Source organism: Sphingomonas ginkgonis, assembly GCF_003970925.1.
Classification (GTDB): Bacteria; Pseudomonadota; Alphaproteobacteria; order Sphingomonadales; family Sphingomonadaceae; genus Sphingomicrobium; species Sphingomicrobium ginkgonis.
On sequence record NZ_RWJF01000001.1, the window covers coordinates 1,948,420 to 1,972,404 of the forward strand.

General features: G+C 67.8%; 19 protein-coding genes, 1 other RNA gene and 1 pseudogene. 12 read left to right on the forward strand and 9 right to left on the reverse strand.

Translation table 11 applies throughout. The features are described 5' to 3' along the window. Positions 1–64: 64 nt before the first annotated feature. A complete protein-coding gene (locus tag HMF7854_RS09540) occupies positions 65–433 on the reverse strand; it encodes a hypothetical protein (RefSeq protein WP_126718887.1) in 369 nt (122 codons plus the stop codon). Positions 434–542: 109 nt separating this feature from the next. On the opposite strand from HMF7854_RS09540, the gene ffs reads away from it, so the two are divergent. From ffs to ettA, 5 genes are all read left to right on the forward strand, one after another. Continuing rightward, an RNA gene (gene ffs / locus HMF7854_RS09545) (signal recognition particle sRNA small type) lies at positions 543–640 on the forward strand. A 63-nt stretch (positions 641–703) separates the two neighbouring features. Beyond that, on the forward strand, positions 704–2,368 hold the full coding sequence (locus tag HMF7854_RS09550; RefSeq protein ID WP_126718888.1) for a DNA polymerase III subunit gamma/tau: 1,665 nt from the start codon (positions 704–706) through the stop codon (positions 2,366–2,368). Positions 2,369–2,382: 14 nt separating this feature from the next. After that, complete coding sequence (locus HMF7854_RS09555) at positions 2,383–2,706, forward strand: YbaB/EbfC family nucleoid-associated protein (protein WP_126720155.1); 324 nt, start codon at positions 2,383–2,385, stop codon at positions 2,704–2,706. Positions 2,707–2,818: 112 nt separating this feature from the next. Continuing rightward, entirely contained in the window at positions 2,819–4,408 is a 1,590-nt protein-coding gene (locus HMF7854_RS09560) for a long-chain fatty acid--CoA ligase (RefSeq protein ID WP_126720156.1), read from the forward strand. An 87-nt stretch (positions 4,409–4,495) separates the two neighbouring features. After that, positions 4,496–6,175 (forward strand): energy-dependent translational throttle protein EttA, encoded by a 1,680-nt coding sequence (gene ettA, locus HMF7854_RS09565; RefSeq protein WP_126718889.1) that lies wholly within the window; start codon positions 4,496–4,498, stop codon positions 6,173–6,175. A 43-nt stretch (positions 6,176–6,218) separates the two neighbouring features. Here ettA and HMF7854_RS09570 read toward each other — a convergent pair whose 3' ends face one another. Next, positions 6,219–6,695: a DoxX family protein gene (locus tag HMF7854_RS09570; RefSeq protein ID WP_126718890.1), complete on the reverse strand. Its 477-nt coding sequence runs from the start codon at positions 6,693–6,695 to the stop codon at positions 6,219–6,221. Between the two features lie 126 nt (positions 6,696–6,821). Between HMF7854_RS09570 and HMF7854_RS09575 the strand changes: the two genes are divergently transcribed. After that, on the forward strand, positions 6,822–7,742 hold the full coding sequence (locus HMF7854_RS09575) for a DMT family transporter (RefSeq protein WP_126718891.1): 921 nt from the start codon (positions 6,822–6,824) through the stop codon (positions 7,740–7,742). On the opposite strand, the gene HMF7854_RS09580 is transcribed toward HMF7854_RS09575, so the two are convergent. Both HMF7854_RS09580 and HMF7854_RS09585 read right to left on the reverse strand, forming a co-directional pair. Further along, complete coding sequence (locus HMF7854_RS09580; protein WP_126718892.1) at positions 7,739–8,152, reverse strand: DoxX family protein; 414 nt, start codon at positions 8,150–8,152, stop codon at positions 7,739–7,741. The two genes, HMF7854_RS09575 and HMF7854_RS09580, sit on opposite strands and share 4 nt — an antisense overlap. A gap of 8 nt (positions 8,153–8,160) precedes the next feature. Continuing rightward, positions 8,161–8,886, reverse strand: a complete 726-nt coding sequence (locus tag HMF7854_RS09585) for a DUF899 family protein (protein ID WP_126718893.1) — start codon at positions 8,884–8,886, stop codon at positions 8,161–8,163. Positions 8,887–9,010: 124 nt separating this feature from the next. Here HMF7854_RS09585 and dnaE point away from each other — a divergent pair, with 124 nt between their 5' ends. Then, the gene (gene dnaE / locus HMF7854_RS09590) at positions 9,011–12,460 is read left to right on the forward strand and encodes a DNA polymerase III subunit alpha (RefSeq protein ID WP_126718894.1); all 3,450 of its coding nucleotides are present in this window, start codon (positions 9,011–9,013) and stop codon (positions 12,458–12,460) included. Positions 12,461–12,505: 45 nt separating this feature from the next. Here dnaE and HMF7854_RS09595 read toward each other — a convergent pair whose 3' ends face one another. Continuing rightward, positions 12,506–13,156: a hemerythrin domain-containing protein gene (locus HMF7854_RS09595; protein ID WP_126718895.1), complete on the reverse strand. Its 651-nt coding sequence runs from the start codon at positions 13,154–13,156 to the stop codon at positions 12,506–12,508. Between the two features lie 326 nt (positions 13,157–13,482). Continuing rightward, a pseudogene (gene mtgA, locus HMF7854_RS09600) lies at positions 13,483–14,223 on the reverse strand (monofunctional biosynthetic peptidoglycan transglycosylase); the annotation flags it as partial. A 91-nt stretch (positions 14,224–14,314) separates the two neighbouring features. Here mtgA and alaS point away from each other — a divergent pair. After that, positions 14,315–16,969 carry an alanine--tRNA ligase gene (alaS, locus tag HMF7854_RS09605; protein WP_126718897.1) on the forward strand — a complete coding sequence of 885 codons (2,655 nt, stop codon included), beginning with the start codon at positions 14,315–14,317 and terminating at the stop codon, positions 16,967–16,969. Positions 16,970–17,059: 90 nt separating this feature from the next. Then, positions 17,060–17,512, forward strand: a complete 453-nt coding sequence (locus tag HMF7854_RS09610; protein WP_126718898.1) for a hypothetical protein — start codon at positions 17,060–17,062, stop codon at positions 17,510–17,512. 5 nt (positions 17,513–17,517) lie between these two features. Here the strand turns inward: HMF7854_RS09610 and HMF7854_RS09615 are convergent, their stop codons facing one another. Next, positions 17,518–19,299, reverse strand: a complete 1,782-nt coding sequence (locus tag HMF7854_RS09615; RefSeq protein ID WP_126718899.1) for a cation:proton antiporter domain-containing protein — start codon at positions 19,297–19,299, stop codon at positions 17,518–17,520. Positions 19,300–19,394: 95 nt separating this feature from the next. On the opposite strand from HMF7854_RS09615, the gene HMF7854_RS09620 reads away from it, so the two are divergent. From HMF7854_RS09620 to HMF7854_RS09630, 3 genes are read left to right on the forward strand one after another with little or no spacing between them, the layout of a single operon-like run. After that, positions 19,395–19,607, forward strand: a complete 213-nt coding sequence (locus HMF7854_RS09620; protein ID WP_126718900.1) for a hypervirulence associated TUDOR domain-containing protein — start codon at positions 19,395–19,397, stop codon at positions 19,605–19,607. Continuing rightward, the gene (locus HMF7854_RS09625; RefSeq protein ID WP_239016921.1) at positions 19,604–20,824 is read left to right on the forward strand and encodes an FAD-dependent oxidoreductase; all 1,221 of its coding nucleotides are present in this window, start codon (positions 19,604–19,606) and stop codon (positions 20,822–20,824) included. The genes HMF7854_RS09620 and HMF7854_RS09625 overlap by 4 nt, the downstream gene beginning before the upstream one ends. 33 nt (positions 20,825–20,857) lie before the next feature. Next, positions 20,858–22,057: an FAD-dependent oxidoreductase gene (locus HMF7854_RS09630; RefSeq protein WP_126718901.1), complete on the forward strand. Its 1,200-nt coding sequence runs from the start codon at positions 20,858–20,860 to the stop codon at positions 22,055–22,057. Here the strand turns inward: HMF7854_RS09630 and HMF7854_RS09635 are convergent. After that, on the reverse strand, positions 22,051–22,713 hold the full coding sequence (locus HMF7854_RS09635; RefSeq protein ID WP_126718902.1) for a hypothetical protein: 663 nt from the start codon (positions 22,711–22,713) through the stop codon (positions 22,051–22,053). The genes HMF7854_RS09630 and HMF7854_RS09635 overlap by 7 nt on opposite strands. Next, positions 22,713–23,948, reverse strand: a complete 1,236-nt coding sequence (locus HMF7854_RS09640; RefSeq protein WP_126718903.1) for an NADP-dependent isocitrate dehydrogenase — start codon at positions 23,946–23,948, stop codon at positions 22,713–22,715. The genes HMF7854_RS09635 and HMF7854_RS09640 overlap by 1 nt, the downstream gene beginning before the upstream one ends. Between the last annotated feature and the right edge of the window lie 37 nt (positions 23,949–23,985).

Sequence of the window (23,985 nt, forward strand, 5' to 3'; positions counted from 1 at the left end):
TAAGTGGCGGAATTTCGTCGCCAATCCGCTTCCGCCCATCGTCCGCCAGTGCAACAGCCGGAGGTCATGATCGTTCTTCCCGAGGGCTAGTCACAGCCTCACCGGAAGGAATTGCCATGATCAAGCGAGCCTTGTTTGCCGTCGCTCTGGGAGGTCTCGTCGCATCCGCCGCCTCTGCACAGCAGAACATGCCGAGTGGAAGTAGCAGTTCGCAGCCGACCACCACCACCGTTCCGCCGCCGATCACCACGCCCAGTAGCCCGTCGACCAGCGCGCCGGACCCGAGCATGCCGCCGGACATGGGCAACATGAACAGCTCCACGCCGGACATGAATACCCCGGGCGCCGGAATGTCGAGCAGCCCGACCATGTCCAGCCACCGGATGATGGCCAGAAGCCATCGCAGTTCGTCGCGCCACTGCACGACCCACATGCGGCACGGCAAGAAGGTGCGGAGCTGCAGCACCCGCCACCGCTAGACTGGCGATCAGACCGTCGGCGGCGGGAGGTTGAACCCGCCGCCGCTCTCCGCCATATGCGCGTCCGGGAGTCGGGCGGACGGGCTTGTCGCCAACCTGGTCAGGTCCGGAAGGAAGCAGCCACAACGATTTCGGTCCGGGTCGTTCCGGCTCCCACCCTCCACGATAATGACGGCCCGCCGTTACGCTGGAACGGCCCGCGTTCAGCGCTTACATCCGAGCCGATGAACGACGAATCGCCCGGGCTCGGGCTTGATCTTCCGGAACCTGCCGCACCGGCCGCCGCGTCGCCCTACCGGGTGCTCGCCCGCAAATATCGTCCGCAGAACTTCCACGAGCTGATCGGCCAGGATGCCATGGTCCGGACGCTGGGCAACGCGATCGCCTCGGGGCGGATCGCCCATGCCTTCCTGCTGACCGGCGTCCGCGGGGTAGGCAAGACCTCGACCGCGCGGCTGGTCGCCAAGGCGCTCAACTGCATCGGCCCGGACGGGCAGGGTGGGCCGACGATCGATCCCTGCGGGGTCTGCGAGCCGTGCCGGGCGATCACGGAGGGCCGCTTCATCGACGTCATCGAGATGGACGCCGCCTCCAACACCGGGGTCGACGACGTCCGCGAGATCATCGAGAGCGTGCGCTACGCGGCGGTCTCGGCGCGCTACAAGATCTACATCATCGACGAAGTGCACATGCTCACCAAGAACGCCTTCAACGCGCTGTTGAAGACGCTTGAGGAGCCGCCGCCGCACGTGAAGTTCCTGTTCGCCACCACCGAGGTCGCCAAGGTGCCGGTGACGGTCCTCTCGCGCTGCCAGCGCTTCGACCTTCGGCGAATCCCCGCCGAGGCCCTCGCGGCCCATTTCGCGCGGGTCGCCGCGGCCGAGCAGATCGACGTCGAGCCCGAGGCACTCGCCGTGGTCGCCCGCGCGGCCGAGGGATCCGCCCGCGACGGCCTGTCGATACTCGACCAGGCAATCGCGCACGGCTCGGGAACGATCACGGCGACCGAGGTTAGGCAGATGCTCGGCCTCGCCGACCGAGGCCGGGTGCGTGACCTGTTCGCCGCCTTGCTCGCGGGCGACGCAGGCGCGGTGCTCGGCCAGCTGGACGAAGCCTATTCGCTGGGGATCGACCCGGCCTCGCTGATGCGAGGGTTGATGGAGACGGTTCACACGGTGACCCGCGCCAAGGCGGGCGGCGCCGGTGACGTGCTCCAGTCGGCCGAGGAGCGCGAGGCCGCGGGCGAGTGGGCCGGGCGGCTCGGATGGGCCGTGCTGCACCGGCTCTGGCAGATGATGCTCAAGGGCCTTTCCGACATCGGCCAGGCGCCCGACCCGCACGAGGCCGCCGCGATGGCGCTGCTGCGCCTGGTCCATGCCGCCGAGCTGCCCGATCCTGCGGCCGTTCTCGGCCGACTGCAGAACGGAGAAGCGGTCGCGGCGGTGCTCTCGCGACAGGCTTCCGCCCCGGCGTCGGCGCCGGTCGCCGAGGTTCGTCCCGCCGCCCCTCCGCCGGTCGAGCCGGCCCAGCCACGAAACCTCCGCGAAGTCATCGAACTGGTCGAGAAAGAGGGACGGGCGCTGTTAGCGCAGCAGCTCCACGACCAGGTCGGGCTGGTGAGGCTCGCGCCGGGCGAGCTGGTCGTCCACCCCCAGCGGCCGCTCGGCTCGGACTGGGCGCGCGATCTCGCCGCGGTGCTGAAGGCGGCCAGCGGCTCCACCTGGGCCGTCAGCCTATCGGACGATGCCGCCGAGCCCTCGCTGCTCGACCAAGATCGGATCGCCGAACAGCGCGCCCGGGATGCCGTGCTGGCGGAACCAATGGTGGCAGCAGTGTTTGCATCTTTTCCGGACGCCACGCTAACGTCCATCATCGCCAAAGAGGCCTGACGACCATGCCTGAAATGCCAGACTTCAACGCCATCATGGAAATGGCCCAGAACGCCCAGGCTGAGTTGCAGAAGGCTCAGGACAATCTCGACAAGATCGAGGTCGAGGGAAGCGCCGGTGGCGGACTGGTCAAGGTGCGCGCGAGTGCCAAGGGACGCATCATCGCGGTCGACATCGACGAGAGCCTGCTGCAACCGTCCGAGAAGACGATGGTCGAGGACCTCGTTGCGGCCGCGCTGAACGACGCTCGTTCCAAGGCGGACGCCGCCGCCGGCGACGAGATGCAGAAGATCAGCGCGGGCATCCCGGTACCCCCCGGGTTTAAACTGCCGTTCTAAACTTTCCGGCTGAAATCAGCCAATTTTCTTCTTGCTTGTGCGGTGATCCCGCTCCAATTTGAACCCGCTTGGGTTCAAAATTGGGAGAGAAACCGTGCTGCGCCTCGGGGCGATGCAGGAATGGCCGCTGCGCCTGATGCGGCTGGTCGATCATGCCGAGCGTGCCAACGCCCGCCAAGAGATCGTGTCTTCCTGGCCGGATGGACGGGTGACCCGCACCAGCTGGGGGCAAGTCGCGCACGATGCCCGGCGGATGGCGCAGGCACTCCAGCGGCTGGGCATGCGCAAGGGCGACCGGATCGCGACCCTGGCGATGAACCATGATCGCCACCTCGTCGGCTGGTACGGCGCGGCCGGGATGGGCGGCGTCCTTCACACCCTCAATCCTCGCCTCTCGGACGAGCACCTCGTCTTCATCGCCAACCATGCCGAGGACCGGGTCCTCGTGTACGACCGCAGCTTCGCGCCGCTCGTGTCGCGGCTGAAGCCGTTCTGGCGGACGATCGAGCATTACATCTGCTTCGATGACGAGTTCCCGGCCTGGCTCGACGCCGAGACGGGCGATTACGCCTGGGTGGGCGGCGACGAGCGCGACCCCTGCGGCCTCTGCTACACCAGCGGGACGACCGGCGAGCCCAAGGGCGTGCTCTACGAGCACCGCTCGACCGTCCTCCACGCGCTGGCCGAGATCCAGCCCGACTGCTTCGACCTGTCGGCCCGCTCCGTGGTGGCGCCGATCGTTCCCATGTTCCACGCCAATGCGTGGGGCATTCCGTGGGCGGCGCCGCTGACCGGCTGCAAGCTCGTCCTTTCGGCGGACTTCGATCCCGGCCGGATCGCCGAGCTGTTCCGGGAGGAGGCCGTCACACACAGCGCCGCGGTCCCGACCGTCTGGCTCGAGATGATCAAGCATGTCGAGGAAACGGGGGCCAGCCTCGGATCGCTGGAGAAGGTCACAATCGGCGGTTCGGCAGCGCCGCGCGCGATGATCGACTGGTTCCGCCGCCGCGGGATCACGGTCGGCCATGCCTGGGGAATGACCGAGCTGTCGCCAATTGGCACGCTCGCCGGGCCGCCTGCCGAATGGGACATGATGACCGATATCGAGCAGCTCGACTATGCCGCCCGGCAGGGGCGGACGCTGTTCGGGGTCGAGCTCCGCACCGTCGATGACCAGGGCCGCGAACTGCCGCGTGACGGGGTCAGCAGCGGCATGCTTCAGGCGCGCGGCGCCTGGGTGGTCCAGCGCTACTTTAAGGCTCCGGCCGACGCTATCGACGCGGACGGCTGGTTCGACACCGGCGACGTCGCCACGCTCCACCCCGACGGCTCGATGCAGATCACCGACCGGGCCAAGGACGTCATTAAGTCCGGGGGCGAGTGGATCAGCTCGATCGAGCTGGAGAATGCGGCGGTGGGCTGCCCGGGCGTGGCCGAGGCCGCCGCGATCGGTCTTCCGCATCCCAAGTGGGACGAGCGCCCCTTGCTCTGCATCGTCCGTCAGCCGGAGAGCCGGCTGTCCGAGGCGCAGGTCCGCGCGCATCTCGTCGGCCGGATCCCGCGCTGGTGGCTGCCCGACGCGATCGAGTTCGTCGACTCGCTGCCGCACACCGCCACGGGGAAGCTCAGCAAGAAGGATCTTCGCGAGCAGTTCGCCGACTATGTGTTCCCCGGCGCCGAGCGGATGATCGGGCGCGCCTAGGCGCAGCCGCATGGAACTGGAAAAAGCGCTTCGCATCTCCTAAGTGCGGCGGCGAAATCCCACATCATCCAAGGATCATGCGACCCCATGGCCGCCCAATACAGCTATGTGATGAAGGGTCTCACCAAGACCTTCCCCGGCGCTCCCAAGCCGGTGCTCAACGGCATCCACCTGCAATTTTATCCCGATGCCAAGATCGGGATCGTCGGCCCGAACGGCACCGGCAAGTCGACCCTGATGAAGATCATGGCCGGCCGCGACACCGAATTCTCGGGCGAGGCATGGCCGGGCACGAACATCACCGTCGGCTATCTCGAGCAGGAGCCTCAGCTCGACGAGACGAAGACGGTCATGGAGAATGTTCGCGAGGGTGTGAAGCCGATCGTGACCATGATGGATCGCTTCAACGAAATCTCGATGCTGATGGCCGATCCGCCGGCGGACGCGGATTTCGACGCGCTGATGGGCGAAATGGGCGAGCTTCAGGAGAAGATCGACGCGGTCGACGGCTGGACCCTCGACAACCAGCTCGAGATCGCGATGGACGCGCTCCGCTGTCCGCCGGGCGACAGTCAGGTCACCAATCTGTCGGGCGGTGAGAAGCGCCGCGTCGCGCTCACCCGCCTGCTGCTCGAGAAGCCGGACATCCTGCTGCTCGACGAGCCGACCAACCATCTCGACGCCGAGAGCGTTCAGTGGCTCGAGAAGCATCTGGTCGACTACAAGGGCAACGTCATCCTCGTCACCCACGACCGCTACTTCCTCGACAATGTGGTGAACTGGATCCTCGAGCTCGATCGCGGAAAATACTTCATCTACGAAGGCAACTACTCCACCTACCTCGACAAGAAGGCCAAGCGCCTCGAGCAGGAGGAGCGCGAGGACGAGGGACGCCAGAAGGCGATCAAGGAAGAGCTCGAATGGATCCGGCAGAGCCCCAAAGCGCGTCAGACCAAGTCCAAGGCCCGCATCAAGGCGTTCGACGCGCTGGTCGAAGCGTCGGAGAAGCGCGTCGTCGGCAAGGCGCAGATCGTTATCCAGACGCCCGAGCGGCTGGGCGGCAAGGTCATCGAGGCCTCGGGACTCAGCAAGGCTTATGGCGACAAGCTGCTGTTCGAGGACCTGAGCTTCAACCTGCCGCCGGGCGGGATCGTCGGGGTGATCGGGCCGAACGGCGCCGGCAAATCGACCCTGTTCAAGCTGATCACCGGCCAGGAGCAGCCCGACAACGGCTCGATCGCCGTCGGTGAGACGGTCCACCTCGGCTATGTCGACCAGAGCCGCGACGCGCTCGATCCCAAGAAAAACGTGTGGGAGGAGATCTCCGGCGGGCACGACCTGATGACGGTCGGCAAGCACGAGATGCAGACCCGCGCCTATGTCGGGGCGTTCAACTTCAAGGGCGTCGACCAGCAGAAGAAGGTCGGCCAGCTGTCGGGTGGCGAACGCAACCGCGTCCATATCGCCAAGATGCTGAAGGAGGGCGGCAACGTCCTCCTGCTCGACGAGCCGACCAACGACCTTGACGTCGAGACTCTGCGCGCGCTTGAGGACGCTTTGGAGAATTTCGCCGGCTGCGCCGTGGTGATCAGCCACGACCGCTTCTTCCTCGACCGGCTGGCGACGCACATCCTCGCCTTCGAGGGCGACAGCCATGTCGAGTGGTTCGAAGGCAATTTCGAGGCCTATGAGGAGGACAAGCGCCGCCGCATGGGTCCTGAGGCCGACCGCCCCCACCGCATGAGCTACAAGAAGCTCACCCGCTGACGACAGCGGCGGGGCCGGGTGTCACCGGTTCCGCCGTGCCCATTCAGGCCGCTCCGGCGCGTCCGTGGTGGACGCTCTCCCAATAGCCCTCGTTCCCCTCGGCGGCCCAGCGGCGGGTCAGCCAGGCGTCGACGCTCCACGGGCCGGGCCCCGCGAAGGCGATGTAGAGGAAGGCAAAGCAGAACAGCACCGCGGCCTCGCCGCCGTTGACGACGGGAAAGACCGAGTGCGGCGCGTGCACCGCCCAGTAGCCGATCGCCATCTCGCCCGACAGCAGCAGCGCCACCGGCCGCGACAGCAGGCCGACCAGGAGGAACAGGCCGCCGACAAGCTCGATGATGCCGGCGATCCAGTAGAGCGACCAGGGATCGGGCCCGCTCATCGAGGTCAGGGGGAACATCAGCATCTTGCTGGTGCCATGTTCCAGGAACAGAAGCGCGGTCACGATCCGCAGAACGCTCAGCAACGGTCTGGCCCAGCGATCGGTCTGACCGCCGTCGTCGAAGAGTTGATTGATCATCGCTGCCCTCCTTGCGCGTGGAGCTCAGGGACGATGCCAGCATAGCAGAGTCGCGACCTGTTTTCGACCGGCAACTGCCTCGGTCGGCGCTTTTCATCGGCATTCAACCCGGCCATGAGCCCTCGCATGCCGAGCCTTGCCTCCGACATGCCCGCGACGGACGTCGTCGCCCGAGGCATTCTCTGCCGCCTGGGCGCGGTCGTCGGCTTCTCCTTCATGTCGGCGATGCTCAAACTGGCCTCGCTGCGCGGGATGAACGCGCCCGAACTGGTGTTCTGGCGATCGACATTCAGCCTGCCGGTCGTGCTGGCCTGGGTGCTTCGCCGCTACAGCCTCGAAATCCTCCGCCCGAACAATGTCATGGCCCACGTCAGCCGGAGCGCAATCGGACTGGCGTCGATGACGGCCACCTTCCAGGCGCTGATCCTGCTTCCGCTGGGTGACGCGACGACCATCAACTTCACCGCTCCGCTGTTCGCGACGATCCTCTCCTTCGTTCTTCTCAAGGAGCCTGTCGGTCGGCATCGCTGGGCAGCGGTGCTGGTCGGCTTTGTCGGGGTCATCATCGTCGCCCACCCGAGTGGCGCGGGGCTGCCGCTGCTCGGGGTCGCCATCGCGCTCGCCGCGGCGGTTGGCCAGGCGAGCGTCACCATCACGCTACGCCGGCTGCAGCGGAGCGAGCATGTCGGCGCCATCGTCTTCTGGTTCGCGGTCGCCGGGATCCTTGTCGGCGGCCTGCTCATGCCGGTGTTCGGGCATGCCCATGAAACGACGGCGTTCGTTCTGGTGGCGCTCGGCGGGCTGGCTGGCGGGACGGCGCAGCTGCTGATGACCGCGTCGCTCCGCGCGCCGGTCTCGGCCGTCACCCCGTTCGACTATCTGCAGATGGTCGGCGCATTGCTGTTCGGCTGGCTGTTCTTCGCGACGATGCCGACCGCCGCGACCCTTGGCGGGGCGGCGCTGATCGCCGGCAGCGGCCTCTACACCGCCGTGCGAGAGCACCGGCTGCGGCGGCGCTCCGCCCCGGCCGTCTTGCCCGCCGCCTAGGCGGTCCTGCCGCTCAGGCGCCGCTGGCGGATCGCCTCGTCGACGCTCCACGGCCCGCTTCCGGCGGTGCTGAGGAAGAGGAAGACGAAGCAGAAGAGGATCGCGGCATCGCCCATGTTGATCGCCGGGAAGGTCGACTGCGGTGCGTGGAAGGTCCAGTAGGCGACCGCCATCTCGCCCGCGAGAATAAAGGCGACGGGACGGGTGAACAGGCCGACCAGCACCAGCAGCCCGCCCACCAGTTCGAGCACCCCGCCGATCCACAGGAGCGAGCCGACCGTGGGGGCCGGGTGGCCAGGCGCCGATGGCGGGAAGCCGAGCAGCTTCTGCGTGCCGTGCTCGATGAACAGCAGCCCGGCGACAATCCGCAGCAGCGCGTGGGTGATCGGTGTGAGGCGGCTCGTGTCCATGAGGTCTCCTAGTCGGCGTAGCTGAGCTTGGGATACCACTCCGAACCACGTCCGGCGGGAGTGATGTCGAGCATGTTCCACAAGGGCGCCATGTCGGGTGCGCCGCGCGGGTCCTGCCCGGGATCGGCCATGTCCATGTTGAACTCGCCCGACCAAAACAGCCGAACCTGGTCGCCGTCTTTGCGGAACACCACCAGGGAGGGCACCTCCCATTCCTCGCCCGAGCCGTCCCAGGCGGGTACGAGGCTGCGGAAATCATGCGGGAACGCGTCGTCCTTCGCCTGCACGAAGCGCAGGTGCCGCCAGCCGCGCTCCTGCGCGAAGGCCTTCTGTCGCTCCACGGTCGAGCGGCCGACCACCACCAGCGCCGCCTTCTCCTCGATGTCCCGGGCGTTCTGATCCAACGGCCCGAGAAAGTTGGTGCACATCGGGCAGGGACGAGCCCTGTCGGGCCCATACATCCAGCTGTAGCTGATTAGCGTGTCGTGCTGGCCGAATAGCTCGGCGAGTCCGACCTCGGACCCGTTCTCGTCGAGAAACCGATAATTCTTAAATATGGCTGGACCCGGGGGCAGGTGGCGGCGCTGCTCGGCAACGCGCTCGAGGTGGCGGCGGAGTTCGATTTCTTCTCGGAGAAGTGCCGCCCGGGCAGCCGCATAATCGTCGCTCTCCCCGGGCCAGGGCTGGCGGTGCTCGTTCGCCAGTCGCTCGGCGGGTACAAGGGACGCGTCCATCGGTCGATCTCCTTCAAACCTTGGCAACGCAGTGGGCGGCGGAAGTCTCCAGACGGCCATTCAGCTGTGGATAAGCGGAGGCTTGCCACTTTTCTGCCTCCTGTCGCAACGCCATAGTTCACCAATGCCGCACCCTTTCGTTCCGCTTCGCGTCTTTTCCAGCTTCTCGATGCTGGAGGGCGCGATCGAGCCGAAGGCGATCGCCAAGCAGGCAAAGAAGCTCGGCTTCCCGGCGATCGCTGTGACCGATCGCAACGGTCTCTACGCGGCGATGGCCTTCTCCGAGGCGTGCCAGGGCGAGGGCGTCCAGCCGATCATCGGGACGCTGCTCGGGATCGCCCGCCCGGCCGAGCTGCCGGGGGAGAAGGGCGTCATCGACTGGCTGGCACTGCTCGCCAAGGACGAGGCCGGCTACAACCATCTCTGCCGGCTCGTCTCCGCCGCGCACATGGGCCGTCCCGCCGACCAGCCGCCGCACGTCGACCTCGCGACGCTGGAGTCGATGAGCGCCGGGCTGATTGCGCTGAGTGCTGGCGGGGAGGGGGCGCTCGCCCGGCTGGTCGCGGACGGGGCGGTTGCGGCAGCGCGCAGCCACGCGACGGAACTCCAGCGGATCTTCGCCGACCGCTTCTACATCGAACTGTCGCGGCGCGGCCATGCTATCGAGCAGGCGGCGGAAGAGGGGCTGATCGACCTCGCCTACGCGCTCGACCTGCCGCTCGTCGCCACCAACCCGGCGAGCTATGCCGAGCCGAACTTCCACGCCGCGCACGACGCCATGCTGTGCATCGCCAGCTCGAGCCAGATCGACAATGCCGACCGGATCACCTCGTCGCCGGACGCCTGGCTGAAATCCTCGTCGATGATGGCGGAGATCTTCGCCGATCTGCCCGAGGCGCTCGTCAACACGGCGGTGGTGGCGCAGCGCTGTGCGGTGGCGGCGCCCAAGCGCAAGCCGATCCTCCCGCGTCTCAGCAACGACGAGGACGAGCAGCTTCGCCGCGACGCGCACGCCGGGCTGGAGCGGCGGATCGCCGAGCGTCCCGCCGAGGACCGCGCCCGCTATGTCGAGCGGCTCGACTTCGAGATCGACGTCATCCAGCGGATGGGCTTCTCCGGCTACTTCCTGATCGTCGCCGACTTCATCAAATGGGCCAAGGCCAACGACATCCCGGTCGGCCCGGGGCGCGGTTCGGGCGCGGGCTCGGCGGTCGCCTGGGCGCTCACCATTACCGACCTCGACCCGCTCGAGCTGAAGCTCCTCTTCGAGCGCTTCCTCAACCCCGAGCGCGTGTCGATGCCCGACTTTGATATCGATTTCTGCGAAACCCACCGCGACAAGGTCATCACCTACGTCCAGCAGAAATATGGCTCGGACAAGGTCGCGCAGATCATCACCTTCGGGCGGCTGAAGGCGCGCGCGGTGCTGAAGGATACCGGCCGCGTGCTGCAGATGAGCTACGGCCATGTCGACCGGCTGGCCAAGCTGGTCCCCAACCATCCGACCGATCCCTGGACGCTCGACCGCAGCCTGGAGGGCGTGCCCGAGCTTCGCCGCGAATATGAGAACGAGGCGGAGGTGAAGCGCCTGTTCGACCTCGCGATGAAGCTCGAAGGCCTGCCGCGCCACTCCTCGACCCACGCGGCGGGCGTGGTGATCGGCGACCGGCCGCTCGACCAGCTCGTCCCGCTCCATCGCGACCCGCGCTCGACCATGCCGGTCACCCAGTTCGACATGAAATATGTCGAGGCGGCGGGGCTGGTGAAGTTCGACTTCCTCGGCCTGAAGACCCTGTCGGTGCTCAAGGAAGCGCAGCGGCTGCTGAAGCTGCGCGGGGTCGAGGTCGATTACGAGACTCTGCCGTGGGACGATCCCGCGGTCTACGAGCTCCTCCAACGCGGCGACACCGTCGGCGTGTTCCAGCTGGAATCGGAGGGCATGCGGCGGACCCTGTCGGCGGTCCGGCCGACCAATTTCGGCGACATCATCGCGCTGGTCTCGCTCTACCGACCGGGCCCGATGGACAATATTCCACTGTTCGGCGACCGCAAGAACGGCCGCGCGGCGATTGAATATCCGCACGCGATGCTGACCGAGGTGCTGGCCGAGACCTACGGCATCTTCGTCTACCAGGAGCAGGTGATGCAGGCGGCGCAGGTGCTGGCCGGCTACAGCCTCGGCGACGCCGACCTGCTGCGGCGCGCGATGGGCAAGAAGATCAAGGCGGAGATGGACGCCCAGCGTGCCCGCTTCGTCGAGGGCGCGGCGCGCAACGACATCCGGCCCGAGAAGGCCAACGAGCTGTTCGACCTCATCGACAAGTTCGCCGGCTACGGCTTCAACAAGAGCCACGCCGCCGCCTATGCGCTGGTCGCCTATCACACCGCCTGGCTGAAGGCGCATCACCCGGCCGAGTTCTTCGCCGCCTCGATGAGCTACGACATGGCGCAGACCGACAAGCTCGGCCTGTTCATCGAGGATGTCCGGCGCTCGGGGCTCGAGTGCCTCGGGGTCGACGTCAACGCCAGCGAGGCCGCCTTCTCGGTCGAGCAGGGGCAGGTCCGCTACGCACTGGGTGCGCTGAAGGGTGTCGGCGAGAAGGCGATGGAGAGCCTGGTCGAGGAGCGCAGCGCCTCGGGCAAGTTCAAGAGCCTCGACGACTTCGCCGATCGGATCGACCCGCGCCTGCTCAATCGCCGCCAGCTCGAGAGCCTCGCAGCGGCGGGTGCGTTCGACAGCCTCGAGCCGGACCGAGCCAAGGTCTTCGCCGCTGCCGAGACGATCCTCGCCCACGCCGCCAGCGCGCACGAGCAGCGCAACAGTGGGCAGGGCGGCCTGTTCGGCGGCCCCGCCGATAGCGGGGTCCCGCCGATCCGGCTGCCCCGCGACGCGAGCTGGACGCTGGCCGAGCGGATGGCCAGCGAGCGGGACAGCTTTGGCTTCTACTTCTCCGCCCACCCGGTCGATCACCACAAGCATCTGCTCGGCGCGCATAAGGTCCGCCACTTCGCGGACATCGGCCAGGTGCCGGTGCCCGCCGAGGGCCGCGCCGGAGCGACGATGGCCGGCCTGGTCGAGGGAATCCGCTGGCGGGTCTCGCAGCGGGGCCGCCGCTTCATGATGGCCAGCTTCAGCGATCCCAGCGGCCAGTTCGAGGCGACGGTGTTCGACGACGATGCCGCCGCCGCGCTCGAGGAAGCGGCCAAGCTCGGCCAGTGCGGGCTGCTCGGGGTCGAGCTGGACAGGAAACCCGGCGATGATCTGCCGCGGATCTCGATCAAGAGCTTCAAGCCGCTCGACCAGCTCGCCAAGGCGACCCGGCTCGAGATGACGATCGCTCTCAGCGACATCGGGCAAGTCGCTCATGTCGCTTCGGAAATGTCCCGCGCGCGGGGCGGCACGGGGTGTTTGTCGTTCCGCATCCCGGTGAGCGGCGAGCGCGAGGCGGCGGTCCTTGCCGGGCGCGACTTCACGCTCGACGCGGAGCTTCAGATGCGGCTGGAACGGATCGTCGGCGAAGGTGCGGTGACGCTTTCGGCGAAGGAGCCGCCGCGGCTGGCGCTGGTCGGCTGACCCAGACCCTCCCCTGAACCGGGTTCGGGGGAGGGCCGGAAGGGCTCAGGCCTGCAGCAGCCCGTCGATGTTCACCAGCTTGGTGATCTTGGCGTTCTGCTCGGGGGTGAGCCGCGCCTTGAACAGCGGGAAGACCTGTTCCTCCTCCATCTTGGCATGCTCGGCGACCAGCTCGCGGAACTGCCGGACCTTGGTGAGGAACTCGGGGTTGCCCTTCTCCATGTTGTTCAGTTCGTAGAGGTAGGTCTTCACATAGCCGTGCTCGCCCTCGAGCTTGTCGGCGTCGCCGGCCTGGTCCGCCTCGCGAAGCGCCGGGTAGACCACCATCTCCTCTTCGTGGGCATGCTTGTCGAGCGCGTGGGTCAGCTGCTTGATCATCAGCCCGCGCTTGAAGGTCTGGCTGTCGTCGGTCGCCAGCAGCTTGTCGAAGATCGCCAGCGCCATCTTGTGCTCGGCCTTGAGCACCTCGTCCCAGTCGCCCGCGATCCCGCTGACGCCCTGCACGATCAGCTTGCGGCCGTAATTGGCCGCTAGTCCGAGCACCGCACCGGCGGCGGCGGCCCCGAGGATGGTGGCGGTGTCGGCCGAGCCCCAGCTGAACGCCGAGCGGCCGTTGCTCCGGTTTGCGCGATTGCTGCGGCTGCGATCCTCGCCGCTGGTCCGATCGTCCGTCCGAGTGTCGTTACGCGTCGCCATTACTGCCTCCTTCGGTTCGGTCGCAAAACCGATGGGCAAGGGCGCGCGTTCCGCCGTTCGGCTCAGCCCGGCGGAGTAGCGCTGTTGTCCGGCGCAGGTGGCGGGGCCTGGTCGGGCTCGGTCTGCTCCTCGGACGGGGGCTGCGCTTCGGGAACGGGAGGCGGCGAGGGCTCGGTCACGTCCTCGTCGGCCGGCGCACGGGCCTGCTCGGCGGGCGGGAGCGGCGGGAGCGGCCGGGTCGTCTCATATTCCTCGCCGGGCTGCGGTCGCCGCGCTGGCGCGCTCTTCGGAGGCGCCTTGTTCGCCGGCACCGGGAGGCCCCGGTAGACGCAAGAGTCGAGACCGTCGTGGCCGACCACCCCGAGCCGGGCCAGGATCGAATTGCCGTAGCGGCGGGTGAAGCCTTTCGGAGCGATGGCGCCGCGCTTCTTGGGGAGAGGCAGGATGGCGGCCAGCCGCGCGGCCTCGGACCCGCTCATCGCGCTGGCATCATGACCGTAGTAGCGCTCCGACCCGGCGTTGACGCCGTAGGTCCCGATCCCGGTCTCGGCGAGGTTGAGGTAGACCTCCATGATCCGCCGCTTGCCCCAGAGATTCTCGATGAGGAAGGTGAACCAGGCTTCGAGCCCTTTGCGGACATAGCCGCCGCCCTGCCACAGGAAGGCGTTCTTGGCGGTCTGCTGGCTGATGGTCGAACCGCCGCGGATCCGTCCGCCCGAGGCGTTGCGCTTCATCGCATCCTCCATCGCCTCGAAGTCGAAGCCGTGATGCGCGCAGAACTTGCTGTCCTCCGCGCCGATCGCGGCGCGGACCATGTCGCGGTCGATGGTCGAGATCGGCATCCACGCCCGCTCGGCGCCGCGGCCCGCAATCATGTCGCCGAGCATGGTGAAGGTGATCGGCGGATTGACGAAGCGATATGCGGCTACCCACAGCACCGAGCCGACCACTGCCGCGAACAGGGTGATGACAAGAAATCGCAGCAGCCTACCGAGGAACGAACCGCCGCCGCCTCGGCGGCCCCGCTTATACTTGGGGATCGACCTGCTTGTGCTGCTTCGCGCCATGCAGCCGGCGTAGCGGGCCTGGGCGGGCCTCTCAAGATCGGTCCATCGTCGCCTTGCCGCGGTGCAGCGAGGGATTTACATCGCGCTCATCATGACCTCGACCAACGACGTTCGCCGCAGCTTCCTCGACTATTTCGAGAAGGCCGGCCATGCCCGGGTGCCCTCCGCCCCGCTGGTGCCGCACAACGACCCGACGCTGATGTTCGTCAATGCCGGGATGGTGCCGTTCAAGAACGTCTTCACCGGGCTCGAAACCCGGCCCTATTCGACCGCGTCCAGCTCGCAGAAGTGTGTTCGTGCTGGCGGCAAGCACAACGACCTCGACAATGTCGGCTACACCGCGAGGCATCACACCTTCTTCGAGATGCTGGGGAATTTCTCCTTCGGCGATTATTTCAAGGAACAGGCGATCCACCACGCCTGGACCCTGATCACCAAGGAATGGGGCCTGTCGCCGGATCGGCTGACCGCCACCGTCTATCACACCGACGACGAGGCGTTCGGCCTGTGGCAGAAGATCGCCGGGCTGCCCGAACATCGCATCATCCGCATCCCGACCAAGGATAATTTCTGGGCGATGGGCGACGACGGGCCGTGTGGGCCGTGCTCGGAGATCTTCTTCGACCATGGCGAGCATATCCCCGGTGGGCCGCCCGGAAGCCCGGACGAGGACGGCGACCGCTTCGTCGAGATCTGGAACCTCGTCTTCATGCAGTATGAGCAGGCGGCGGGGGAAATCGTCTCCGAGCTTCCGAAGAAGTCGATCGACACCGGCATGGGCCTCGAGCGGATCGCCGCCGTGCTGCAGGGCGTGCCGGACAATTATGACACCGACACGTTCAAGGCGCTGATCCACGCCTCGGAGGAATTGACCCGGACCCGCGCCGAGGGCGAGCAGAAGGCGAGCCACCGGGTGATCGCCGACCATCTCCGCGCCTCGGGCTTCCTCGTCGCGGATGGCGTGCTGCCGGCCAACGAAGGGCGAGGCTATGTGCTGCGCCGGATCATGCGGCGGGCGATGCGCCATGCCCACCTGCTCGGCGCGAAGGAGCCGCTGATGCACCGGCTGGTGCCCGCGCTGGTTGCCGAGATGGGCGCCCCCTATCCCGAGTTGGTCCGCGCCCAGCCGCTGATCGAAGCGACGCTGGCGCAGGAGGAAACGCGCTTCCGCCAGACGCTGGCGAACGGGCTCAAGCTGCTCGACGAAGCGACCGGCGGGATGGACAAGGGCGGCACGCTGCCCGGCGAGACCGCCTTCAAGCTCTACGACACGTTCGGCTTTCCATACGACCTTACCGAGGACGCGCTGCGCGCCCGCGGGCTGCGGGTCGAGCGCGGGGGGTTCGACGCGGCCATGGCGCGGCAGAAGGCCGCGGCCCGGGCGGCCTGGAAGGGCTCGGGCGACAAGGCCAGCGACGAGCTGTGGTTCGACTTCGCCGAGGAGCAGGGGCCGACCGAGTTCATCGGTTATTCGGGGACCGAGGGCGAGGGCGTGGTCCTCGCGCTCGTCAGGGACGGCCAGCGGGTCGAGCGTGCCGAAGTCGGCGAAACGGTCGACGTGCTGCTCAACCAGACGCCCTTCTATGGGGAGAGCGGCGGACAGGTCGGCGATGCCGGGAAACTGACCAGTCTCAAGCGCTTCGAAGGCGCTGTCGAGGACACGTCGAAGCCGCTCGGCCGGCTCCACGCGCTTCGCACCCGGGTCGTCGCGGGTGAGCTCGCCGTGGGCGACACGCTGCACCAGTCGGTCGATGTCGAACGACGCGACGCGACCCGGGCGAACCATAGCGCCACCCACCTGCTCCACGCCGCGCTGCGGCACCGGCTCGGGACGCACGTCACGCAGAAGGGCAGCCTGGTCGCGCCCGACCGGCTCCGCTTCGACTTCTCGCACCCGAATGCGCTCACGGGCGACGACATCGCCGCGATCGAGACCGAGGTGAACCGGCACATCCGCGACAACCAGCCGGTCGGAACCCGGCTGATGACCCCCGACGAGGCGATCGCCGAGGGCGCGATGGCGCTGTTCGGGGAAAAATACGGCGACGAGGTGCGGGTGCTGTCGATGGGCCGCAACCCGGACGCGACCTATTCGGTGGAGCTGTGCGGCGGGACCCATGTCACGGCGCTGGGCGACATTGCGATCTTCAAGATCGTGTCGGAAAGCGCGGTCAGTTCGGGCGTGCGGCGGATCGAGGCGCTGACCGGCGAGGCGGCGCGGCAATGGCTGCTGCAGCGCGACCAGCGGCTGCGTGAGATCGCCGCCAGCCTCAAGAGCGCGCCCGACGAGGCACCGGCCCGCGTCGCCGCGCTGGTCGAGAGTGCCCGCCGGCTCGAGCGCGAACTGGCTGAAGCGAGAAAGCAGCTCGCCATGGGCGGCGGCGGCAAGGCCGAGGCAGCCGGTCCGGAGCAGGTCGCGGGGCTGAGCTTCCTCGGGCAGAGCGTCGAGGGGCTCGACCCCAAGGCGCTGCGCGGCGAGATCGATGCGCTGAAGCAGCGGCTCGGCTCGGGCGTGGCGGCGCTGATCGCGGTCAACGAGGGCCGGGCCAGCGTCGCGGTCGGGGTCACTGGAGACCTCGCCGGCCAGGTCAGCGCGGTCGACCTCGTCAAGGCGGCGGTCGCGGCGCTCGGCGGGCAGGGCGGCGGCGGCCGTCCCGACATGGCGCAGGGCGGCGGTCCGGACGGCAGCAAGGCCAACGAGGCGCTATCGGCGATCCGCGATGCGCTGGAGAAGGCGGCGGCTTAAGCCGGACCTTCGGCTGTCCGGAGCATGGCCGCTTGCTCAATCGTCGTGCCTGTGTTTGTTTCGGCAAACGGATGATTGGGGAGCATTCCAATGCGTCGACTTCTGTTTACCGCCGGACTGTTAGTCGGCACCAGCCACGCGATCGCCTACGGGCAGTCCGCAGGCGCTCCATCCGGTCCGACACCAGACATCAGCAAGTCGGACATGGCTGCGCATGATACCGCAACCCAGCCCAGCAATCTCGATGCCCTCCGCAACGGCGTCCGTTCCAACGATTTCGATCGGACTGCGGAGCGCATGCGGGAGAAGCTCGGACCCGCTCGGCCCGCGACGGCCAAGGAACTGATTGCGGGCGCGCCGATCAACGACAACACCGGGGTGGGAATTGCCACCGTGGTCTCGGTCGATGCTGACGGAGTGACCGTCGGCATGGGCTCGTCGAAGGTCAAGGTCCCAGCGAACGCGTTCGGTCACAATCGGGTCGGGCTCATGCTCGACATGACGAAGGCGGCCTTCGAGAAGCTGGTCGCCGGGGCAAGCTAGCAGCCCTACCGCTCCGTTGTCGCGACCGTTGGCAGCAGGTCTCGCGCGCGGCGTCGACCCAGGCTCGGTTCCTCGGCCAATTCGCCCGCAGCCATGATCTCCGACCGGAGCTGGGCGCGCTTTTCGTGGATCGAGGCGATCACCGGGCCCATCGCCAGTCCGACGTCGACCAGCACCGCCTCCGACAGCTGGAGCGAGGCTTCGAGCGTTTCCGGAACCGCGTCGGTCACTCCGGCGCGGTAGAGCTGGGCGGCATGGGCGGTGTCGCGGGCCCGGGCGATGATCGGGAGGTCGGGGGCGGCCGAGCGGAGCTGCCGCGCCAGCCGGACGACCTGGACCGGGTCGTCCATCGTCAGGACCAGGGCGCGGGCGTCGGCGACGTGCAGATGCTCGACCAGCTCGCGGCGCGAGGCATCGCCGAACAGGACGTTGAACCCGTCCTGGCGCGCGCTCTTCACCGCATCGATGTCGCTCTCGACCGCCAGATAGGGCCGGCCATGTTCCTGCAGCATGGTGGCGACCAGCCGGCCGACCCGGCCAAAGCCGAACAGCAGCACCCGGCCCTCGCTCTTCTCCTCGGTCGGCAAGGCGGCGCGGTCGACCCGGCGGGCCAGCGCGCGTCCGACGATCCCGAGCAGGGGGGTCACCGTTAGCCCCAGCGCCGTGACCGCCTGCCAGAAGGTCGCCGCGTCGGGCCGGATCACCCCGGCGGCGGTGCCCGCGCCGAGCAGGATCAGAGTCGTTTCCGACGGGCTCGACATGAGCAGCCCGGTCTCGGCGGCAATCCCCTTTCCGGCACCGCTCGCCCGCAGCAGCAGACCGGTGACCAGCGCCTTCGCCACCAGGACCAGCAGCAGCGCAAACAGCAGCTCGTGCCAGCGGTCGAGCAGCATGCGAAGGTCGAGCCGCATCCCGACGCTGATGAGGAAGACGCCGAGCGCCAAGCCCTTGAACGGCGCGGTGATCGCTTCGACCTCGCCGCCATATTCCGTCTCGGCGATCAGGACGCCCGCCAGTAGCGCTCCCATCAGGGCGGACAGGCCGACCGCGCCCGTCGCCAGTGCCGAGACGATGACCACGAGCAGCGAGATGGAGAGGAAGAGCTCCGGGCTTTTGGTGCGAGCCGCCTGCGCGAACAGCGGCGGGAGCAGGTAGCGCCCAGCGATGAGCATGGTCGCGATCACCGCGGCGCCCTGCCACGCCACCTTCCACAGTGCCGCCAGATCGCTGCCGCCGCCCAGCGTCCCGAACAGGAAGAGGAGCGGGACCAGCGCGATATCTTCGAACAGCAGCATGGCGAAGGCGGCACGACCGACCGGGCTTTCGGTCCCGGCGATCGGCAGCACCAGCGCGGTCGAGGACATGGCGAGCGCCACGCCGAGCACCAGCGCGGCGGCGAAGCTGTTGCCCATCGCCATCAGCCCGCCGCCGACGAGCAGGGCCGACCCGAACAGCTCGGCCGGACCGATCCGGAAGATCTGCCGCCGCATCGCCTTCAGGCGGCGGAAGCTCAGCTCCAGCCCGATCGAAAAGAGCAGCATGATGATCCCGAACTCGGCGAAGGGTTCGACGGCGTGCGGGTCCGAGATGCTGACGGCATGAAGCCACGGATAGCGGGTGTTGAGCGCGCCGAGGGCGAACGGGCCCGCGATGATCCCGACCAGGATGAAGCCGAGCACGGGGTTGATCCGCAGCCGGGCGAACGCCGGGATCACGATCCCCGCCGCGCCGAGGATGGTCAGCGCGTCCGAGAGCGCAGGGGTGACGGTCACTGCTTCTCCGGCCATGCGTCCATTAAGCAGGATGGGCCGGGCATGTCACGGCGGCACCGCGCGCCGCCATCGTGCGTTGCACGGTGCAACTGGACACGAGGAGAAGCGCGATGGCGAACGACCTGAAGAGCGGCGACAAGGTAAGCTGGAAAAGTCACGGCGGCACGGCCCACGGCAAGGTCGTGAAGAAGGTCACCAGCGAGATGGAGATCAAGGGCCACCACGTCGCTGCGTCCAAGGACAATCCCGAATATCTCGTCGAGACGGACGAGGGAAAGCAGGCCGCGCACAAGAAAGAGGCGCTGACCAAGACCACGAAGTGACGCATTGCCGCCGCGGGCCGGACTGGAGCCGGCCCGACCTCCTGATCGTCGGCGGCGGCCCGTGCGGGATCATGGCCGGCCTGCTCTTCGCGCGCGTCGGCGTGCGGGTGCAGGTCGTGGAAAAGCACGGCGATTTCCTGCACGATTTCCGCGGCGACACCGTCCACCCGTCGACCATGGCGGTGCTTGGCCAACTCGGGCTGCTCGACGCCTTCCTGGCTCGCCCGCACCAGCGGCTGAGCCGGGCCGAGCTCCGCATCGCGGGACAGGACATGATCGTCGGCGATCTGAGCCGGGTGCCTGGTCCGACGCCGTTCGTCGCCATGGTGCCGCAGTGGGAGTTTCTCGACTTCCTGCGCCGCGAAGCCTCTCGGCTTGACACCTTCCGGATGGACATGGCCTGCCCGGTCGAGCGACTGATCGAGGAAGACGGGCGAATTGCCGGGGCACGGCTGGCGGGCGGCGACGAGATCCGGGCCGGGCTGACGATCGCCGCCGACGGGCGTCGAAGCATTGTCCGGCGCGACTCCCTGCTCCCGGTCAAGGACCTGGGTTCGCCAATCGACGTCTTCTGGTTCGAACTTCCGAAGCGGAACGGCCGGGCCGCGGGGCTCAAGATCGCGGTGGATGGCGGCCGAATCCTGGTTCGGGTGGATCGGGGGAGCTACTGGCAATGCGCGCTCGTCTTCCCGAAGGGTCGGGCGGATAAACTGAAGGCCCGCGGGATCGCTGCGATCCGAACCGAGATCGAGGCCGTCGACTCGCGGCTGGGCAGGCTGTCGGCCGACCTCGCCAGCCTTGACGACCTCCACCTGCTCGAAGTGTCGCTCGACCGGCTCACCCGCTGGCACCGACCCGGACTGCTGGCGATCGGCGACGCGGCCCACGCGATGAGCCCGATGGGCGGGATCGGGATCAATCTCGCGATCCAGGATGCGGTCGCGGCCGCGAACCTGCTGGCGCCTGCGCTGGCCGGCGGCGCGGACGTCGATGCGCTGCTGCACAAGGTGCAGCGTCGCCGTCATGGCAGCACGCGGCTCATCCAGCTGGTCCAGAAGATCGCCCAGGACTGGGTGCTCGCGCCCATGCTCGGCCGTGGCAAGCCGATCAGCGGGCCGCCATTGCCATTGCTGCTCCTCCAGCGCTTCCCGGCGCTCCGGCGCATCCCCGGTCGCGCGATCGCGCTCGGGATCCGGCAGGAGCGCGTCGCCGCCTAGGCGCGCGGTTCGCCCGGCGCTATGCTGGGTGGCATGAACGACCGCGATCTCCTGATCGTCGGCGGGGGCCCGGCCGGGGTGATGGCCGGCTATCTGTTCGCCCGTGCCGGCGTCCAAGTCACCATCTTCGAAAAGCACCAGGACTTCTTCCGCGATTTCCGCGGCGACACCGTCCATCCCTCGACGATGGAGATCCTGTCCGAGCTTGGCCTGCTCGACCGCTTCCTTCAGCGTCCGCACAACCGGCTCGATCGGGCCGAGATTCGGATTGCCGGGCACGATTGGCTGGTCGCCGACCTGTCGCACCTCGACACGCCCGCGCCGTTTGTCGCGATGATGCCGCAGTGGGAGTTCCTCGACTTCCTCCGCGACGAAGGGAGCCGCTTCCCGGGGTTCGAGCTGGAGATGGAGAAGGAGGTCAGCGGCTTCCTCGAAGCGGAGGGCCGGATCGTCGGGGTTCGCCTCGCCGACGGCAGCGAGCGGAGGGCGCGGCTGGTGATCGCCGCCGACGGCCGCTCGTCGCTGGTCCGAAAGGAGTCCATGCTCCCGTTGCAGGCGCTCGGCGCGCCGATGGACATCCTGTGGTTCCGCATTCCCAAGGGTCACGCCGGCAACGCCCTGCGCGGCTCGGTCGAGCAGGGACGGATGCTCGTGCTGATCGACCGCGGCGACTATTGGCAGTGCGCCTTCGTCATTCCCAAGGGCAAGGCCGCGGAGATCCTCGGGCGCGGCATGGAGGCGTTCCGGGCCACGATCCGCGAAGCCGCGGCGGACCTCGATGTGGACGCGCTGAAATCACCCGAGGACATCAGGCTGCTGAGCGTCGCGCTGGACCGGCTGACCTGCTGGCATCGGCCGGGACTGTTGGCGATCGGCGACGCGGCGCATGCGATGAGTCCGATCGGCGGGATCGGCATCAACCTCGCGATCCAGGATGCCGTGGCCGCGGCCAATTTCCTCGCCGGGCCGATGGCGGCCGGGGAGGACCCCGACCCACTTTTGCACAAGGTACAGGACAAGCGGCTGCTGCCGACACGACTCGTGCAGGGCGCTCAGAAGCTCGCGCAGGACCGGGTCGTCGGCAAGCTGATCCAGCCGGGACCGCCGCTGAACGATGCCCCGTGGCTGCTCAAGCTGCTGAACCGGTCAGCCCCGCTGCGCCGGATCCCGGGGCGACTGATCGGGCTGGGGGTGGGCCGCGAGCGGGTGCGGAGCCCGGCTGCCGTTCAGTAGGCGCCGTGCGCGGCGAACAGTCGCTCCACCGACCCGCCGTTGGCCCTGAGCTCGGCCTCGACCTGCTTGCGGCCACGCCAGTAGAGTAGGGCGGGGCGGTCCTGGCCCGACCGGACGAGCTGTTCCGCTTCGTCGTCCGACAGGCTGCCGCCGCCGGCTACCTCGTCGCAATAGCCTTCGCGCAGCCAGGCGGGAAAGCGCCAGTCGGCGAGCAGCCCGAAGCGGGCGCGGATGGCGGTGTGGGTCATCTCGTGCGCCAGCACGCCCGAGAGCGAGCGATGCGCCCCGGCGATAAGCGTGCTGCTGACCTCGTCGCGTACGACGTCGGAGCGGTTGACCACGATGCTCTCGGCGAGCGGGCGGGTGAAGGCGAAGGCGCCGTGCGCGACGTTGGCGAGGTAGAGCCAGCGCCAGCCGCCCGCGGTCAGGAAGATGGGCTGGGTGAGCTCGAGCGAGCGGCTGAGGGGAGAGCGCCGGACCTTGTCGTCCGCCAAGTGTACCAGCGTCGGCAGACGCGGGTCGATCGGTGCCTCGCTATAGATCGCATGTCCCGCCACCTGCGCCCGGTAGGGGAACGCCAGCAGCGGCGGGACGGCGAGCGGCGACAGGAGAAGCAGCGCGAGCGCCGCGTACAACCCCCGCCGCCGCCACGTCATCAGGCGGGCTGCGCGATGCCGGTTTCCGCCATCGCCGTCTCGAGGTTCGCGCGGATCGCTTCGAAGAACTGCTCGGTGGTCATCCAGCTCTGCTCGGGGCCGACCAGCAGCGCGAGATCCTTCGTCATCTTGCCGCTCTCGACGGTCTCGATGCAGACCCGCTCGAGCGTCTCGGCGAAGGTGACCACGTCCGGCGTGTTGTCGAACCGGCCGCGATAGATGAGCCCGCGGGTCCAGGCGAAGATCGACGCGATCGGGTTGGTCGAGGTCGCCTTGCCCTGCTGGTGCATGCGGTAGTGCCGGGTGACGGTGCCGTGCGCCGCCTCCGCCTCGACGGTCTTGCCGTCGGGGGTCATCAGCACGCTGGTCATCAGGCCCAATGAGCCGAAGCCCTGCGCCACCTGGTCCGACTGGACGTCGCCGTCATAGTTCTTGCAGGCCCAGACGAACTTGCCGCTCCACTTGAGCGCGCTCGCCACCATGTCGTCGATCAGGCGGTGCTGGTACTCGATCCCAGCCTTCTCGAACTGCGCCTTGAACTCGCTGTCGTAGACTTCCTGGAAGATGTCCTTGAAGCGGCCGTCATAGGCCTTGAGGATGGTGTTCTTGGTCGACAGATAGACCGGCCAGCCGCGCTGCAGGCCGTAGTTGAGGCAGGCTTTGGCGAAGTCGCGGATCGATTCGTCGAGGTTGTACATGCCCATGGCGACGCCGGCCGATGGGAAATCGAACACCTCGTATTCGAGCTCCTCGCCGTTGGTCCCGGTCCACTTCATGGTCAGCTTGCCCGCGCCCGGGACCTTGAAGTCGGTGGCCTTGTACTGGTCGCCGAAGGCATGGCGACCGACGACGATCGGGTCGGTCCAGCCGGGGATCAGCCGCGGGACGTTGGCGATGACGATCGGCTCGCGAAAAACGACGCCGCCAAGGATGTTGCGGATCGTGCCGTTGGGGGACTTCCACATCTTCTTGAGGTGGAATTCCTCGACGCGCGCCTCGTCGGGCGTGATCGTCGCGCACTTCACGCCGACGCCGTACTGCTGGATCGCCTTGGCACTGTCGACCGTGACCTGGTCGTCGGTCGCATCGCGGTTCTCGACCGAGAGGTCATAATATTTGAGGTCGATGTCGAGATAGGGCTGGATCAGCTTCTCGCGAATCCACTGCCAGATGATGCGGGTCATCTCGTCGCCGTCGATCTCGACGAGCGGGGTCTGCACCTTGATCTTCGCCATTACGCTTGCTTCCATGGTCTGAACGGGATTGTGCGCG

What these genes read in the sequence shown, in the direction of transcription:
- HMF7854_RS09540 (WP_126718887.1), bottom strand. Translation starts at nt 433, where the DNA reads ATGTGGGTCGTGCAGTGGCGCGACGAACTGCGATGGCTTCTGGCCATC.
- HMF7854_RS09550 (WP_126718888.1), top strand. Translation starts at nt 704, where the DNA reads ATGAACGACGAATCGCCCGGGCTCGGGCTTGATCTTCCGGAACCTGCC.
- HMF7854_RS09555 (WP_126720155.1), top strand. Translation starts at nt 2,383, where the DNA reads ATGCCAGACTTCAACGCCATCATGGAAATGGCCCAGAACGCCCAGGCT.
- HMF7854_RS09560 (WP_126720156.1), top strand. Translation starts at nt 2,819, where the DNA reads ATGCAGGAATGGCCGCTGCGCCTGATGCGGCTGGTCGATCATGCCGAG.
- ettA (WP_126718889.1), top strand. Translation starts at nt 4,496, where the DNA reads ATGGCCGCCCAATACAGCTATGTGATGAAGGGTCTCACCAAGACCTTC.
- HMF7854_RS09570 (WP_126718890.1), bottom strand. Translation starts at nt 6,695, where the DNA reads ATGATCAATCAACTCTTCGACGACGGCGGTCAGACCGATCGCTGGGCC.
- HMF7854_RS09575 (WP_126718891.1), top strand. Translation starts at nt 6,822, where the DNA reads ATGCCGAGCCTTGCCTCCGACATGCCCGCGACGGACGTCGTCGCCCGA.
- HMF7854_RS09580 (WP_126718892.1), bottom strand. Translation starts at nt 8,152, where the DNA reads ATGGACACGAGCCGCCTCACACCGATCACCCACGCGCTGCTGCGGATT.
- HMF7854_RS09585 (WP_126718893.1), bottom strand. Translation starts at nt 8,886, where the DNA reads ATGGACGCGTCCCTTGTACCCGCCGAGCGACTGGCGAACGAGCACCGC.
- dnaE (WP_126718894.1), top strand. Translation starts at nt 9,011, where the DNA reads ATGCCGCACCCTTTCGTTCCGCTTCGCGTCTTTTCCAGCTTCTCGATG.
- HMF7854_RS09595 (WP_126718895.1), bottom strand. Translation starts at nt 13,156, where the DNA reads ATGGCGACGCGTAACGACACTCGGACGGACGATCGGACCAGCGGCGAG.
- alaS (WP_126718897.1), top strand. Translation starts at nt 14,315, where the DNA reads ATGACCTCGACCAACGACGTTCGCCGCAGCTTCCTCGACTATTTCGAG.
- HMF7854_RS09610 (WP_126718898.1), top strand. Translation starts at nt 17,060, where the DNA reads ATGCGTCGACTTCTGTTTACCGCCGGACTGTTAGTCGGCACCAGCCAC.
- HMF7854_RS09615 (WP_126718899.1), bottom strand. Translation starts at nt 19,299, where the DNA reads ATGGCCGGAGAAGCAGTGACCGTCACCCCTGCGCTCTCGGACGCGCTG.
- HMF7854_RS09620 (WP_126718900.1), top strand. Translation starts at nt 19,395, where the DNA reads ATGGCGAACGACCTGAAGAGCGGCGACAAGGTAAGCTGGAAAAGTCAC.
- HMF7854_RS09630 (WP_126718901.1), top strand. Translation starts at nt 20,858, where the DNA reads ATGAACGACCGCGATCTCCTGATCGTCGGCGGGGGCCCGGCCGGGGTG.
- HMF7854_RS09635 (WP_126718902.1), bottom strand. Translation starts at nt 22,713, where the DNA reads ATGACGTGGCGGCGGCGGGGGTTGTACGCGGCGCTCGCGCTGCTTCTC.
- HMF7854_RS09640 (WP_126718903.1), bottom strand. Translation starts at nt 23,948, where the DNA reads ATGGCGAAGATCAAGGTGCAGACCCCGCTCGTCGAGATCGACGGCGAC.